The sequence below is a fragment of the Micromonospora sp. KLBMP9576 genome, assembly GCF_050941805.1.
In the GTDB taxonomy this organism is placed as follows: Bacteria; Actinomycetota; Actinomycetes; order Mycobacteriales; family Micromonosporaceae; genus Micromonospora.
This window is the reverse complement of the sequence record NZ_CP194567.1, coordinates 3,048,593-3,064,150: the sequence shown is the minus strand read 5'-3', so window position 1 is coordinate 3,064,150 and position 15,558 is coordinate 3,048,593. Positions and strand designations below refer to the sequence as shown.

The following is a 15,558-nucleotide window of genomic DNA, read 5'->3' as shown; positions in this document are numbered from 1 at the left end:
GAGACCACCATGAGAACCAGCAGAACCTCCTGGCGTGCGGGCCTCACCGCCGTCGTCGCGGCGGCGCTCCTGAGCCCCGTCGCGCCGGCCACCGCCGCGCCGGAGCGCCCCGCCAATCCGCTCGGCACCGCCTTCAGCCGGGCGGCCGGCGAGTTCGACGTGCCCAGGGACCTGCTGGTCGCCGTCGGCTACGGCGAGACCCGACTCGACGGGCACGGGGGCGAACCCAGCCAGGCCAACGGCTACGGCGTCATGCACCTGGTCAGCAACCCCCGCCAGCGCAGTCTGGAGCGGGCCGCCGAGTTGACCGGCCAGCCGGTGGCCGAGCTCAAGTCGGTGACCTCGGCCAACATCAGGGGCGGTGCGGCCCTCCTGCGGGACATCGCCGACGCCGAGGGGCTCACGGCCGGCGACCGGGACCGGGTCTCGGCCTGGTACCCGGTGGTCGCCCGGTACGTCCAGGCCGCCGACGACGCGACGGCACGCCTGTACGCCGACCACGTCTACGACCTCCTGCGCGGTGGCATCGCCACCGCCTCGGTGCGGGTCGCGCCGCAGCGGGTGCAGCCGGAGCTCGGCCGCTACGCCCGCGTCGCCCCCGCCGGGCCGCAGAGCGCGAGCGCCCTCGCCGCGTTGCCCGAGTACGCGCCGGCCCGATGGATCGCGGCGAACGGCGCCAACTACACGCCGGGCCGCTCCTCCCGGATCACCACTGTGGTGCTGCACGTCACCCAGGGCTCGTACGCGGGCACCATCAGCTGGTTCCAGAACCCGTCGTCGCAGGTGAGCGCGCACTACGTGGTGAAGTCGAGCAACGGCGAGGTCACCCAGATGGTGCGCGAGGGCGACACCGCGTACCACGCGCGGTCGGCCAACGCGTACTCGCTCGGCATCGAACACGAGGGCTACGTCGACAATCCGAGCTGGTTCACCGAGAGCATGTACCGCTCGTCGGCGGCGCTGACCCGCTACCTCTGCGACAAGTACGGGCTGCCGAAGAACCGTACCGCGATCAAGGGCCACCACGAGATCCCGGGCAACAGCCACACCGATCCAGGCCCGCACTGGAACTGGAACCACTACATCTCGCTGGTCAACGCCGGCGGCGGTGGCGGCTCGGGTGGTCGGTATCTGGCAGGGTCGCCGACGGACTTCACCGGCGACGGCAAGGACGACATCGTCACCTTCAACAAGGGCAACCTCAACGACGTCTACGTCTCCACCTCCACCGGCAACTCCTTCGCCGGCACCTCCATCAAGTGGAACGAATTCTTCGGCCTCAACAACGAAACACTGCTCACCGGAGACTTCAACGGCGACAACCGCGACGACATCGTCGCCTTCACCCACGGCACCCTCGCCGACGTCTACGTCTCCACCTCCACCGGCACCGGCTTCAATCCCAGCACCAAATGGCACGACTGGTTCTCCCCCCACGCCGAAGTCGCCGCCGTCGGCGACGTCAACGGCGACGGCAAGGACGACATCATCACCTTCACCCACGACAACAACGCCGACGTCTACGTGGCGCTCTCCAACGGCACCTCCTTCGACGGCACCGCCATCAAATGGCACGACTACTTCTCCATCACCGGCGAATACCCCGCCCTCGGCGACGTCAACGGCGACGGCAAAGACGACATCATCACCTTCACCCAAGGCCCCGACACCGCCTCCGACGTCATCGTCGCCCTCTCCAACGGCACCTCCTTCGGCCCACCACCACAGAAATGGCACGACCTCTTCGCCGTCGGCAACGAACAACCCCGCGTCGGCGACATCAACGGCGACGGCAAAGACGACATCGTCACCTTCACCTGCAACACCAACGCCGACGTCTACGCCGCCGTCTCCACCGGCTCATCATTCGACGGCACCACCGTCAAGTGGAACGACTTCTTCTGCCTCGACGGCGAGTTCCCCTACCTCGCCGACGCCAACGGCGACGGCAAAGACGACATCATCGTCTTCACCAAGGGCAACACCAACGACGTCTACGTCTCACTCTCCACCGGCACCACCTTCAGCCCCAGCACCAAATGGCACGACTACTTCGGCCTCAACGGCGAAACCACCCTCTGAACCACCCGCATAGACAGCGCGCCCCGCACCACAGTTCATCGGCTCGGGCGCGGACCCACCTAAAAGGAGAAAGCATGGATCACACCCCTGTCACCGGCCGGGCCGTCAGCCGACGGCGGCTGCTGACCGGTGCCGCCGGCGTCGCCGCCGCTGGCGCGTTCGCCGGTGCCGTCGCCGCGCCGCTGCCCGCCTCCGCCGCCCGCGATGGTTTCGGCCTGCGCATCGTCCACCCGAACACCAACACCGGTCGGTTGCAGTACTGGCGGTTCGAGACCAACGAGATCGAGTGGGACCCGGCGGTCAACATCCTGCTGCCCGAGGGTTACCACACCAGCGGCAAGCGCTACCCGGTGCTGTACATGCTGCACGGTGGGGGTGCCGACTTCCGGCAGTTCGACCAGATCGGCAATCTGGTCGGCAACAGGGAAATCATCGTCGTCATGCCCGATGCCTCCACCGGCTGGTACTCGAACCCCGTCAGCAGCTTCGCCGGGCCCCGTAACTGGGAAACCTTCCACATGATGCAGTTGCTGCCGTGGGTCGACGCGAACTTCCGCACCTTCCCCGAGTACGACGGTCGCGCCGTCGCCGGCTTCTCCATGGGCGGGTTCGGCGCCCTGAAGTACACCCACAAGTACTTCGGGCACTTCTGCTCGGTGAGCGCCCACTCCGGCCCGGCCAGCCTGCGCCGCGACAACGGCATGGTGGTGCACTGGGCCAACGTCACCTCGGCCGCCCTGGACCTCGGCGGCGGCACCGTCTACGGCGCCCCGTTCTGGAACGAGGCGCGGGTCTCCGCCGACAACCCCATGGAGAACATCGAGCGCTACCGCGACAAGCGGATCTTCATGGTCGCCGGCACCTCCCCCGAGCTGGTCAACGGCGGCATCAAGTGGGTAAGCGAGCGGGAGGTCCTCGCCGGACAGCGGGAGTTCCGGGCGGCCCTGACCCAGGCCGGCATCCCGCACGACGCTCGTGAGGCCCCGGGCGGCCACGAATTCCGGGCGGACCACTTCATCGACGACCTGGACGGGATGATGGCGCGCCTGCGCCGCGCCGGCTGACCTCGTCGACGACGCGCCGCCACCGCAGACATCGGTCTCGGCCCGGCGGGCGTCGTCGGCGGTGCGCACCGTCTTCTCCCCGCCGACCGTCCCGCACGGTGACGGCTCCTCACTCTCCCCCGCCATTCGAGTCTTCCCCGACGGGAGTCGCTCATGTCACGGCACCCCAGGACCAGGCTGCGTCGCACCCTGGTCGCCCTGCTCACCCTGACCCTCGGCGTCCTCACCGGCGTGGTGGTGTCACAGTCGCCCGCGCTCGCCGCACCGAACTTCAAGGCCCCGTTCCCGTGCGGTCAGCGGTGGACCTACAGCCACCACAGCTCCGAGGTCCGCCAGGCGCTGGACTTCGTGCGCTCCGACGGAGGCACCGCCGGCACGCCGCAGGTCGCCTCCGCCGCCGGTGTCGCCCGCCGGCACTCGCAGCCCAGCGGCGCCGGCAACTACATCGTCATCGACCACGGTGGCGGCTGGACCACCTACTACTTCCACCTCAACGCCTACTCGGTGCCCGACGGCGCGTACGTGCAGCAGGGCCAGCAGATCGGCACGACGGGCAACACCGGCAACTCGTTCGGGGCGCACATCCACTACGAGCAGCTCTACAACGGCGTCGGGCAGCCGATCGTGATCAACGGCATGTCGCTGGCGCCGTATCCCGGCCAGTACAACCAGCGGTACCTGGTCAGCGACAACTGCGGCGGCGGTGGCGGCTCGGGTGGTCGGTATCTGGCAGGGTCGCCGACGGACTTCACCGGCGACGGCAAGGACGACATCGTCACCTTCAACAAGGGCAACCTCAACGACGTCTACGTCTCCACCTCCACCGGCAACTCCTTCGCCGGCACCTCCATCAAGTGGAACGAATTCTTCGGCCTCAACAACGAAACACTGCTCACCGGAGACTTCAACGGCGACAACCGCGACGACATCGTCGCCTTCACCCACGGCACCCTCGCCGACGTCTACGTCTCCACCTCCACCGGCACCGGCTTCAATCCCAGCACCAAATGGCACGACTGGTTCTCCCCCCACGCCGAAGTCGCCGCCGTCGGCGACGTCAACGGCGACGGCAAGGACGACATCATCACCTTCACCCACGACAACAACGCCGACGTCTACGTGGCGCTCTCCAACGGCACCTCCTTCGACGGCACCGCCATCAAATGGCACGACTACTTCTCCATCACCGGCGAATACCCCGCCCTCGGCGACGTCAACGGCGACGGCAAAGACGACATCATCACCTTCACCCAAGGCCCCGACACCGCCTCCGACGTCATCGTCGCCCTCTCCAACGGCACCTCCTTCGGCCCACCACAGAAATGGCACGACCTCTTCGCCGTCGGCAACGAACAACCCCGCGTCGGCGACATCAACGGCGACGGCAAAGACGACATCGTCACCTTCACCTGCAACACCAACGCCGACGTCTACGCCGCCGTCTCCACCGGCTCATCATTCGACGGCACCACCGTCAAGTGGAACGACTTCTTCTGCCTCGACGGCGAGTTCCCCTACCTCGCCGACGCCAACGGCGACGGCAAAGACGACATCATCGTCTTCACCAAGGGCAACACCAACGACGTCTACGTCTCACTCTCCACCGGCACCACCTTCAGCCCCAGCACCAAATGGCACGACTACTTCGGCCTCAACGGCGAAACCACCCTCTGAAAGGGCAGCGCCGCAACCGCCGGCGGCCCGTGAACCGCAGAGGTGCGTCAAGCGCGCCACCTCGTGTGGGGGTTACGGGCCGCCGGCGGCGGTCAGCGCGCGCGCAGGTTGGCGCGCAGCGCGCCGAGGACCACGCGGGGGGTGGCCAGCGAGCTCGGGTGGGCGCGCATGGAGACGACCTCGTTGAAGCGCCGGGCCGTCGGCACGTCCGTGATGGTCGCCGAGACGATCTGCCCACTGGCCCAGCGGGAGAGCCGGTAGCCGCGCGGGTACGGCCCGTCGACGTGCGGCAACGCCAGGTCGGCGGAGGTCGACATCGACCACGCGACGTCGACCACGACCTTCTGCAGGGCGAAGAAGCGGTGTGCGGGCACGCCCGGTGCCGGCTTCGACCGCAGGTACGTCGACAGGCACGCCGCGTGCAGTGCCGCCGCCGTCATGCCCTGCCCGTAGACCGGGTTGAACGACGCGACCGCGTCGCCGACGCTGACGAGCCCGGCCGGGAAGCGCCGCAGGCGGTGGAAGTCCCGCCGCCGGCTGTCGGCGTGGCGGTAGGTCCGGACGTCTCCCAGCATCTCGTTGCCGGCGAGGGCACCGAACTCCGGTGGGAACTGTTCGCGCAGCCGGCGGACGAAATCGTCCGCGCTGCGCCCCGGGCGGTTGTCGCCGTAGCCGGCCATCATCGCCATCCAGCGGCCGTCCTCCACGGCGAAGAACGCGGCGCCGGCCACGTCAGACGACGCCGCCGCGGTGTGCAGGGCCATGACGACCGTGGCGTCCGGGTCCGCCTCACGGCGGCGGAACAGTGCCGTCGCGTAGTTGAGGTCGACGGTCATCCGGCGGGTGGTGGGCCGGTCCCAGCCGGCGTGTGCCAACCACTCGGAGAGCCTGCTCGAGCGTCCCATGGCGTCGACCACCAGATCGCCCGGCTCGACGCCGGAGGTCCCGTCGCCGTCGCAGCGGACCCCGGTGGTCACGGCCCCGTCGACCACGAGGCCCGTGGCGCGGGCGGTGACCGTCTTGACGTTGGGCAGCCGCAGGACGCGCTCGCGGATCAACCCCTCCAGGAAGGGCCGGGTCCCGGCGAGGCTGTCGGACTCGTCGGGTACGACGACCTTGCGGCGACCGTCGAGGTAGGTCCGCCGGGCTGCCGGCGGGGCCGCGATCGCCCCCCGGGCCAGGGCCTGTTCGCGAAAGCCCGGGAAGAGGTGCTCGAGCTGGCAGAGGCCGCCGGGCAGCAGCGCGTGCAGTTGCGTTCCCTGTGGCACGCCCGGCCGCCCGCCGGTGAGCTGGGGATCGTCGCGGTCGACGATGACGACGCTCTCCGCGTAGTCGGACAGCACCCGGGCCGCCAGCAACCCGGCGACGCTGCCGCCGACCACGACGGCCCTGCCGACGACCGGGGACGCCTGCTCGGGTGGCCGCACCGCGTTCAGCGCCGCGAAGACCCGGGCCGGAGACGAGGACATCATGCTCTCCAAGGGGACGAGGTCCAGGTTAGAGACTGCGCGTGGGCAGACCGGCGATCGATCGACGCGACGCCCGACGATCGTCGCACAGGCACCGGACGCAACGCGGCCTTCCGGAATCGTCGATCAGCATTCGATGACGTTGACCGCGAGGCCCCGCGTCCGTACGCCGGCCCGCGTCAGCGCGAGCGCGGCGGGCCAGCCCGGGGAATCCCGCACCGACCACGACGATCCGGGTTTCCGTGCGGCGGCATACCCGCTTCGGCCGCCACCATCACGGACAGCCAGCTTGATATTCCTCTTCGTGGTGGCGCGATGCGATGCGATGAGCTGAGGCTCGGGGACACGAAGGAGGGTGCCGTGCGTTACGTCCACGGCCCGGCGGCCGAGTGCGACCTCCCCCTGGCGGCCGATCCCGCCCAGGTGTGGAGACTGGTCACGGACATCGAGTTGCCCGCGCGATTCAGCTCGGAGCTGTGCCGGGTGCGCTGGCTGGACGGCGCCGAGGGGGGGCGCCCTCGGAGCCCGGTTCGAGGGGCACGACCGACATCCCGCGCCGGGCGAGTGGCGCACCATCTCGCACGTGGTGCGGTTCGACGAGCCACGGTCTTCGGCTGGGTGGTGACCAACCCGGACAACCGCTTCGGCGGCGGCCCCGCCGACCCCGGGCGGCCGGGCGCCAGGTGGCAGTTCCGCGTCGACGCCGAGGACGACGGCTGCCGGCTGCCGCACTCCGTGCGGATCGGCCCCACCCGCACCGGGCTCAGCATGGTCATCGACCAGGCTCCCGAACACGAGGAGCAGATCATCGAGCGCCGGCTGACCGCCCTGCACGACGCCATGACCACCACGTTGCAGGGCATCCGGGGCCTCGCGGAGCAGCCGCGCTGACCGTCGGCGGCGCGGCCGGGCCCGCGGCTCATCGTGACGGCGGGCCGCACCGCTCGGCCGCGTCCGCCGTCACCCGGCAGCGCGGCTGCCGAGCCGCTGCACGAACGCGCCGTACACGGGGGTGTCCGGCAGGTTGTCGCGGATGGCGAACACCACCCGGTCGAACCGGTCGACCTCCGCCAGCGCGTCGGCGAAGGCGCCCGCCACCGTGGCGGGATCGTTGCGGAACACCCCGCACCCCCACGCGCCCAACACGATCGTCCGGTGCCCGTGCGCGGCGGCCACCTCGAGCACCCGCCGCGCACGCCCGCGCAGCACCGCCGGCACGTCGGCGACGTGCCCGGGCTGGTTACGGACGATCGCGCCGAGGTTCGGCGCCGCGGCGGTCAGGAAAGACGTCGTGTACGGCAGGTCGAGCAGCGCGCCCCTGTCGTCGCGGAACACCGGCACGTGCGGGGAGTAGACGACCCGGTCGCTGTATCGAAGGTCGCGCTGGCCCCGGTGGAAGGCGTAGAAGTCGGGCGCGGCGCGCAGGCACGGATACAGCGCGGACGACCGCGCGATGCTCTCCTCCTGCGCCTTCGCCCCGCCGAGGAACCCGCCACCGGGGTTCTTGGCCGAGGCGAACACCAGACACGCGGCATCCGGCCCGAGCCGGCGGGCCGCCTGCGTCGTCGACTCGCGCGTCACCTCGACGTCACCGGCTCCGACCGGCGGGTCGCCGGCCGGGAGGATCCCGCCCGGGAGGTGGTGCCGGGTGCCGGCCACCGCGGCCCGCACCTGCGCATCGATGACGACCTCGTCGCCCGCGCCGTTGCGGTAACGGCCGGACTCGGCGATCGCCACCGTCTCGCGGGCGATCTCACGAAGCCGGCCGCTCACCGGCACGCCCGGCGCGCTCGCCCATGGGAGATACTCACAGCCGGCAGGCTAGGGCGCCGACCGGTTCCGCCGCCACCCGTTTCCGGCCCGGTCGCGCCGGCGCGTCGGTGGTGCTCCGGCCGCTGGCGGGCCGCGCGTGCGCTCAGTGCACCGCCACGAACGTCGCGTCCGGCTCGAGGTCGGCCAGCCGGGCCGGGCGCACCACGACGAGCAGCACCGCCAGCGCCGCCACCATGCCGCCCGCGACGACGGCGGCCATGGCGACCGCCCCGGTGCCCAGCACACCCACCAGGGGCGCGGCCAGCGCACCGACGCCGAACTGCACGGCGCCGAGCAGTGCCGAGGCCGTACCGGCCGCCTCGCCGTGCCGGGACAACGCCAGGGCCGGCGCGTTCGGCATCGCGAGGCCCGCCGCCGCGAGCACCACCCACAACGACACCAACAGGCTCGGCAGCCCGCCGAACCCGGTCACCGCGAAGGCGAACAGCGCCGCGCCGGCCACGCTGCCCGCGGCGAGGGCGACGACGAGGATCCGCTGCGGCGAGTGGCGACGCAGCAGCCGTACGTTGAACTGGGTCGCCGCGATCAGCCCGACGGCGCCCGCGCCGAAGGCCAGCCCGAACTGCTGCTCGTCGAGGCCGTACTGGTCCTGCAGGACGAACGACGACCCGGCCACGTACGCGAACAGCGCCGCCATGGCCAGCCCGGCGACCAGGATCAGGCCGACGAACGTGCGGTCGCGCAGCAGTGAGCCGTAGACGGTCACCGTCGCGAGCACCCCGCCGCGCCGGCGCCGCTCAGCCGGCAGGGTCTCGCGCAGACCCAGCGCGGCGACCACGACGAGCAGCACCCCGAAGGCGGCCAGCGCCACGAACACGCCGCGCCAGTTCGTCCAGCGCAGCAGCCCTCCGCCGAGGGTCGGTGCGAGGATCGGCGCCGCCCCCATGACCAGCAGCAGCCGGGAGAGCAGCTTCGCGAAGGCCGCGCCGTCGAACAGGTCGCGGACCACGGCCATCGCGACCACCGAGGCCGCGGCGACGCCGAGGCCCTGCACCACCCGCAGCGCGCCGAGGACCGCGATGCTCGGTGCCACGGCGCAGAGCAGCGACGCCACGACGTGCAGCGCGATGCCGGCGATCAGTGGCGTGCGCCGGCCGACGGCGTCGGACAGCGGGCCGATCAGCAACTGGCCGATGGCGAGGCCCGCCAGCATGCCGGTGAGGGTCAGCTGCACCGCCGCCGACGTGGTCTGGAAGTCGGCGACGATCGCGGGCAGCGCGGGCAGGTACATGTCGATGGTCAGCGGACCCACCGCGATCAGCGACCCGAGGACGAGCACGAGCCGTAGGCGCTGCCGGGGACCCATCAGGTCGCCCGGCATCGGTCGGGGCGCCGACGCCCCGGGGGCGGTCGTGGTGGCCGTCATCGGGTCGGGGCCGACGGGTCGACGCGCGCCCGGGTGGGCGGGGGTACGGGAGTCACAGGTGGCTCCAAATCCGGATTCGGTGGCTGATGCCCGGTCGGCGGCGGGACGAGAGGCTCCCCGGCGAGCGGCGGCGGGGCGCCTCCGGTCGCTGCCCTGCGGCCGAGCCCTCGCGGGCCACGGCCGGGCCCCGCGCCGCCACCATGGTCTCATCCCGGCCGGGGCAGGCCGCGACGTGGGCCGTGGCGGTCGCGCGGCACCGCGACGGGCGGGCGCCGGTCGCACCGGTCCGGCGACGGGAAGCGCCGGTGTCCCAACACGCGGGAGGCGCGCGTCGCGAAGTTGGGACGCGCGCCTCCCCTTCCCAGCTCACGGCCTTGATCGCGGGTGTACCCGAGGGGACTGCAACCCCTAAGCTTCTGGTCCGTGGACAGCAGGGTGGACACTTCCGGAGGTGCCGGCTCGTCACGGCGCGCGCATCATTGGTCTACAGGAGGGCTCTTACCGGTGTTCAATCGTGTCGCCATCGTCAACCGTGGTGAAGCCGCCATGCGGCTCATCCACGCCGTACGAGACATTGCCGCGGAGACCGGAACACGGATCGAAACCGTCGCCCTGCACACCGATGTCGACCGCGCGGCGACCTTCGTGCGCGAGGCGGACCTCTCCTACGATCTCGGTCCCGCCGCCGCGCGCCCGTACCTCGACCTGAAGGCGCTGGAGCGCGCGCTGGTGGAGACCGGCGCCGACGCCGCATGGGTCGGCTGGGGCTTCGTCGCGGAGGACCCGGCGTTCGCGGAGCTGTGCGAGAAGCTCGGGGTCACCTTCGTCGGACCGAGCGCGGAGGCCATGCGCAAGCTCGGCGACAAGATCGGCGCGAAGCTGATCGCCGAGGAGGTCGGCGTGCCGGTCGCACCGTGGAGTCGCGGCGCGGTCGAGACCCTGGACGCCGCCCTCGCCGCGGCGGCCGGGATCGGCTACCCGCTGATGCTGAAGGCGACCGCGGGCGGCGGCGGGCGCGGCATCCGCGTCGTCACCAACGAGACCGAGCTGGCCGACGCCTACGAGCGCACCAGCCAGGAGGCCGCGCGGGCGTTCGGCAGCGGCGTCGTGTTCCTGGAGCGCCTGGTCACCGGCGCCCGGCACGTCGAGGTCCAGGTGATCGCCGACGGCCAGGGCACCGCGTGGGCGCTCGGGGTGCGCGACTGCTCCGTGCAGCGGCGCAACCAGAAGGTCATCGAGGAGTCCGCGTCGCCGGTGCTCTCCCCCGCGCAGACGGCCGAGCTCAAGGCGTCGGCCGAACGCCTGGCCCTGGCGGTCGGTTACTGCGGCGCGGCGACCGTCGAGTTCCTCTACCACCCCGGCGACCGGGCCTTCGCGTTCCTCGAGGTCAACACCCGCCTGCAGGTCGAGCACCCGATCACCGAGTCCACCACCGGCTTCGACCTGGTCAAGGCGCAACTGCACGTGGCCGCTGGCCGGCGCCTCGAAGGCGAGCCGCCGGTGGAGCGCGGGCACGCCATCGAGGCCCGGCTCAACGCCGAGGACCCCGACCGCGACTTCGCGCCCTCCCCCGGGCGCATCGCGCGGCTCGACCTGCCCGCCGGGCCCGGCATCCGCGTCGACACCGGCGTCAGCGAGGGAGACACCATCCCCGCCGACTTCGACTCGATGATCGCGAAGATCATCGCGTACGGCCGCGACCGCGACGAGGCGCTCGGCAGGCTGCGCCGGGCGATGGCGCAGACCACCGTGATCATCGAGGGTGGCGCGACGAACAAGAGCTTCGTGCTCGACCTGCTCGACCAGCCCGAGGTGATCGACGCCAGCGCCGACACCGGCTGGATCGACCGCGTCCGGGGCGAGGGCAGGCTCGTGACGCACCGGCACTCCGCCGTCGCGCTGGCCGCCGCCGCCATCGAGGCGTACGAGGAGGAGGAACGCGTCGAGCGGCAGCGGCTGCTGTCGACGGCGTTCGGGGGGCGCCCGCAGGTGCAGCACGACAGCGGCCGGCCGCTGGACCTCAAGCTGCGGGGCGTCGACTACCGGGTACGCGTCGCGCGCGTCGGCGCCCACCGGTTCCGCGTCGGCATCGAGGCGGGCGGCACCGTCCGCACCGCCGACGTCGAGCTGGACCGCTTCGACCGGCACACCGGGCAGGTCGTCGTCAACGGCACCCGGTACCGCCTGCTCATCGGCACGCACGGCCCGATCCACCTGGTCGAGGTCGACGGCGTGGCGCACCGGGTCAGCCGCGACGAGGGCGGCGTGCTGCGTTCGCCCATGCCCGCGCTGGTCGTCGCCACGCCGCTGAAGATCGGCGCCGAGGTCGAGGCGGGCGCCCCGGTGCTGGTGCTGGAGAGCATGAAGATGGAGACGGTGCTGCGGGCGCCGTTCCGGGCGCGGCTGAAGGAATGCGTCGTCTCCGTGGGCAGCCAGGTGGAGACGGGTGCGCCGCTGCTGCGGCTGGAGCCGCTCGCCGACGGCACCGAGGCCGACGACGCCCCCGGCACCGAGCCGGTCGAGCTGGACCTGCCCGCCCCGCCCGGTGAGATCCCGGCGCGCGAGCGCGCCACCCGCGGCCAGGAGGACCTGCGCAGCCTGCTGCTGGGCTTCGACGTCGACCCGCACGACGAACGCCGACTGCTCGACGACTACCTCGGCGCGCGCCGGGCGGCCACCGAGGACGGCCACCGGCCGCTGGCCGAGGAGCTCGAACTCGTCGACGTCTTCGCCGACCTCGCCGAGCTGAGCCGCAACCGGCCGACGGGCGAGGACGGCAGCGGCCACCAGCCCAGCGCCCGCGAATACTTCCACACCTACCTGCAGTGTCTCGACGTGGAGCGGGCCGGCCTGCCGGCGACGTTCCAGGCCAAGCTCGCCAAGGCCCTCGGTCACTACGGCGTCGGCGACCTGGAGCGCTGCCCCGAGCTCGAAGCCGCCGTGTTCCGGATCTTCCTCGCGCAGCAACGCGCGTCCACCGACGCCACGATGATCGCCACGCTGCTGCGTGGCTGGCTGCGGGAGCCGCCGCCGGACGAGGCGCTGCGCGAGCCCGCCGGTCTCGCGCTGGAGCGCCTGGTGGCGGCCACGCAGGTCCGCTTCCCGGTGGTCAGCGACCTGGCGCGCGGCGTCGTGTTCGCCTGGTTCGCCCAGCCCCTGCTGCGTCGCAACCGCGCCCGCGTCTACGCCGACGTGCGCCGGCACCTGCGCCACCTGGACGCGCACCCGGACGCGCCGGACCGCCCCCAGCGCATCGCTGAGATGGTGCGCTGCACGGAGCCGTTGGTGCGGCTGCTCGGCCAGCGCCTCGTGCGGGCCGACCTGGACAACGCGGCCATGCTGGAGGTGCTGACCCGGCGGTACTACGGCAACAAGGGCCTGACCGGCGTGCGCACCAGCGAGGCCCGGGGCTGCACCTTCGTGGTCGCCGAACGCGCGGACTCGTGCGTGGTCTCCTGCGCGGTGGGCTTCGACGCGCTGGGCGACGCGCTGCGCGGGCTCACGGAGCTCGCGGCCGACCACGACGCCATCGACGTGGACATCTACCTGTCCTGGGAGCGGCAGCCGGCGGACTTCGACGCGATGGCGGCGGCGCTGCGCGAGGTCGTCGGCGCGTACCCGCTGCCGAAGCAGGTGCGGCGGCTCACCACCACCGTCGCCGGTCGCGGTGGCGGGGTGATGCACCACCACTTCACGTTCCGCCCGTCGAGCATCGGGATGACCGAGGAGCGGCTGATCCGTGGCCTGCACCCGTACATCGCGCAGCGGATGCAGTTGGAGCGGCTCAGCAAGTTCGACCTGACCCGGCTGCCGTCGTCGGACGAGGAGGTCTACCTCTTCCAGTGCGTGGCGCGGGAGAACCCGTCGGACGACCGGCTCGTCGCTTTCGCCCAGGTACGCGACCTGACCGCCCTGCGGGAACACGACGGCAGGCTGGTGGCGCTGCCGACGGCCGAGGACACCATCGCCACCTGCCTCGACTCGATCCGGCGCGCGCAGGCGCGGCGGCCGTCGAAGAACCGCTTCAGCACCAACCGGATCGTGCTCTACGTCTGGCCGCCGAGCGACATCACCCGCGCCGAGTTGGAGATGCTCGCCGCGCGCGTGCTCCCGATGACCGCGGGCGCCGGCCTGGAGGAGATCCTCTTCATCGGCCGGCAGCGCGACCGCAGGACCGGCGAGCTGGCCAAGACCGAGGTGCGCATCACGTTGCACGCCACCGGCGGCGCGGAGCTGAGCATCGGCGAGCCGTCGGACGAGCCGGTCGAGCCGCTCGACGACTACCGGCAGAAGGTGCTGCGGGCGAGCAGCCGCAACGCGGTGTACCCGTACGAGCTGACCGGGTTGCTCGGCAGGTTCGTCGAGCACGACCTCGACGGCGGGCACGCGCTGGTGCCGGTCGAGCGGCCCAAGGGCCGCAACAGCGCGGCGCTCGTCGTCGGCGTGGTCAGCACGCCCACCCCACGGCACCCGCAGGGCGTCACCCGGGTGGTGCTGCTCGGCGACCCGACGAAGTCGCTCGGCGCGTTGTCGGAGCCGGAGTGCCGACGCGTGATCGCCGCGCTGGACCTGGCCGAGCGGATGCAGGTCCCGCTGGAGTGGTACGCGCTCTCCTCGGGCGCCCGGATCTCCATGTCCTCGGGCACGGAGAACATGGACTGGGTGGCCGCGGCGCTCAAGCGGATCGTCGAGTTCACCCAGGACGGCGGTGAGATCAACATCGTGGTCGCGGGCATCAACGTGGGCGCGCAGCCGTACTGGAACGCCGAGGCGACGATGCTCATGCACACCAAGGGCATCCTGGTGATGACGCCGGACTCGGCGATGGTGCTCACCGGCAAGCAGTCGCTGGACTTCTCCGGCGGGGTGTCGGCCGAGGACAACTTCGGCATCGGCGGCTACGACCGGGTGATGGGCCCGAACGGGCAGGCGCAGTACTGGGCGCCGGACCTGACGGCCGCGCGGGACGTGCTGATGTCGCACTACGAGCACACGTACGTCGCGCCCGGCGAGGCGGGGCCGCGGCGGGCCGAGACGACCGACCCCGTCGACCGCGACGTCTCCGGCTTCCCGCACACCGTGGTGGGCAGCGACTTCACCACCGTCGGCGAGATCTTCTCCGCCGAGGCCAACCCGGACCGCAAGAAGCCGTTCGACATCCGTACGGTGATGCGGGCGCTCTCCGACCAGGACCACCCGGTGCTGGAACGGTGGGCGGGCATGGCCGACGCGGAGACCGTCGCCGTGCAGGACGTACACCTCGGTGGCATGCCGGTGTGCCTGGTCGGCATCGAGTCGCGGGCGGTGCCGCGGCGCGGTTTCCCGCCCACCGACGGCCCGGACACCTACACCGCGGGCACGCTGTTCCCGCAGTCGTCGCGGAAGGCCGCGCGGGCCATCAACGCGGCCAGCGGCAACCGGCCGCTGGTGGTGCTGGCGAACCTGTCGGGCTTCGACGGCTCGCCGGAGTCGATGCGCAAGCTGCAACTGGAGTACGGCGCCGAGATCGGTCGGGCGATCGTGAACTTCCGCGGGCCCATCGTCTTCTGCGTGATCTCGCGCTACCACGGCGGGGCGTTCGTGGTGTTCTCGAAGGCGCTGAACCCGAACATGACCGTGCTCGCGCTGGAGGGCTCGTTCGCCTCGGTGCTCGGCGGCGCCCCCGCCGCCGCCGTGGTGTTCTCCGGTGACGTCAACGCCCGCACGGCGGCCGACGAGCGCGTACGGGAGTTGGAGGGCCGGGTCGCCGCCGCCACCGGCACCGACCGCGCCGCGTTGACCGCGGAACTCGACGAGCTGCGCTCGTCGGTGCGGGCGGAGAAGCTCGGCGAGGTGGCCACGGAGTTCGACCGCGTGCACAACATCCACCGCGCGGTCGAGGTCGGTTCCGTCGACGCCGTGATCCGCGCGGCGGAGCTGCGCCCGCGCATCATCGAGGCCATCGGGTCCCGCCTGGGCTGACGGTGACCGCGCCACGGCGAGGAGTTCGCCGTGGCGCGGCAGGCCGGCCCGCTCGGCTGCGGCGCCCGCCCCGGCGCAGACACGTCAGTCGTCTGCGCCGGGGCGGGCG

8 protein-coding genes are annotated in these 15,558 nt (G+C 71.9%); 5 read left to right on the top strand and 3 right to left on the bottom strand.

All coding sequences use genetic code 11. From position 1 onward, the window contains the following. Positions 1–9: 9 nt before the first annotated feature. The 3 genes from ACQ452_RS13670 (at position 10) to ACQ452_RS13660 (ending at position 4,820) form a co-directional block, all read left to right on the top strand. Positions 10–2,082 carry an N-acetylmuramoyl-L-alanine amidase gene (locus ACQ452_RS13670; protein WP_433393704.1) on the top strand — a complete coding sequence of 691 codons (2,073 nt, stop codon included), beginning with the start codon at positions 10–12 and terminating at the stop codon, positions 2,080–2,082. 74 nt (positions 2,083–2,156) lie between these two features. Continuing rightward, entirely contained in the window at positions 2,157–3,146 is a 990-nt protein-coding gene (locus ACQ452_RS13665; RefSeq protein WP_433393702.1) for an alpha/beta hydrolase, read from the top strand. 153 nt (positions 3,147–3,299) lie between these two features. After that, on the top strand, positions 3,300–4,820 hold the full coding sequence (locus tag ACQ452_RS13660) for an FG-GAP-like repeat-containing protein (RefSeq protein WP_433393701.1): 1,521 nt from the start codon (positions 3,300–3,302) through the stop codon (positions 4,818–4,820). Positions 4,821–4,912: 92 nt separating this feature from the next. Here ACQ452_RS13660 and ACQ452_RS13655 read toward each other — a convergent pair whose 3' ends face one another. Continuing rightward, on the bottom strand, positions 4,913–6,289 hold the full coding sequence (locus tag ACQ452_RS13655; RefSeq protein WP_433393699.1) for an FAD-dependent oxidoreductase: 1,377 nt from the start codon (positions 6,287–6,289) through the stop codon (positions 4,913–4,915). Positions 6,290–6,907: 618 nt separating this feature from the next. On the opposite strand from ACQ452_RS13655, the gene ACQ452_RS13650 reads away from it, so the two are divergent. Further along, positions 6,908–7,180, top strand: a complete 273-nt coding sequence (locus ACQ452_RS13650) for a hypothetical protein (RefSeq protein ID WP_433393697.1) — start codon at positions 6,908–6,910, stop codon at positions 7,178–7,180. Between the two features lie 69 nt (positions 7,181–7,249). On the opposite strand, the gene ACQ452_RS13645 is transcribed toward ACQ452_RS13650, so the two are convergent. Together ACQ452_RS13645 and ACQ452_RS13640 are read right to left on the bottom strand one after the other, a co-directional pair. Then, complete coding sequence (locus tag ACQ452_RS13645; RefSeq protein WP_433393696.1) at positions 7,250–8,062, bottom strand: TIGR02452 family protein; 813 nt, start codon at positions 8,060–8,062, stop codon at positions 7,250–7,252. 142 nt (positions 8,063–8,204) lie between these two features. Then, the gene (locus ACQ452_RS13640) at positions 8,205–9,488 is read right to left on the bottom strand and encodes a multidrug effflux MFS transporter (protein WP_433393694.1); all 1,284 of its coding nucleotides are present in this window, start codon (positions 9,486–9,488) and stop codon (positions 8,205–8,207) included. 504 nt (positions 9,489–9,992) lie between these two features. On the opposite strand from ACQ452_RS13640, the gene ACQ452_RS13635 reads away from it, so the two are divergent. After that, positions 9,993–15,449, top strand: coding sequence for a carboxyl transferase domain-containing protein (locus ACQ452_RS13635; RefSeq protein ID WP_433393692.1), 5,457 nt, complete (start codon positions 9,993–9,995; stop codon positions 15,447–15,449). Positions 15,450–15,558: the final 109 nt, after the last annotated feature.

Bases quoted from the DNA above. Each gene is read 5' to 3' on its own strand.
- ACQ452_RS13640 (WP_433393694.1), bottom strand. From the start codon at position 9,488: ATGACGGCCACCACGACCGCCCCCGGGGCGTCGGCGCCCCGACCGATG.
- ACQ452_RS13655 (WP_433393699.1), bottom strand. From the start codon at position 6,289: ATGTCCTCGTCTCCGGCCCGGGTCTTCGCGGCGCTGAACGCGGTGCGG.
- ACQ452_RS13660 (WP_433393701.1), top strand. From the start codon at position 3,300: ATGTCACGGCACCCCAGGACCAGGCTGCGTCGCACCCTGGTCGCCCTG.
- ACQ452_RS13670 (WP_433393704.1), top strand. From the start codon at position 10: ATGAGAACCAGCAGAACCTCCTGGCGTGCGGGCCTCACCGCCGTCGTC.
- ACQ452_RS13665 (WP_433393702.1), top strand. From the start codon at position 2,157: ATGGATCACACCCCTGTCACCGGCCGGGCCGTCAGCCGACGGCGGCTG.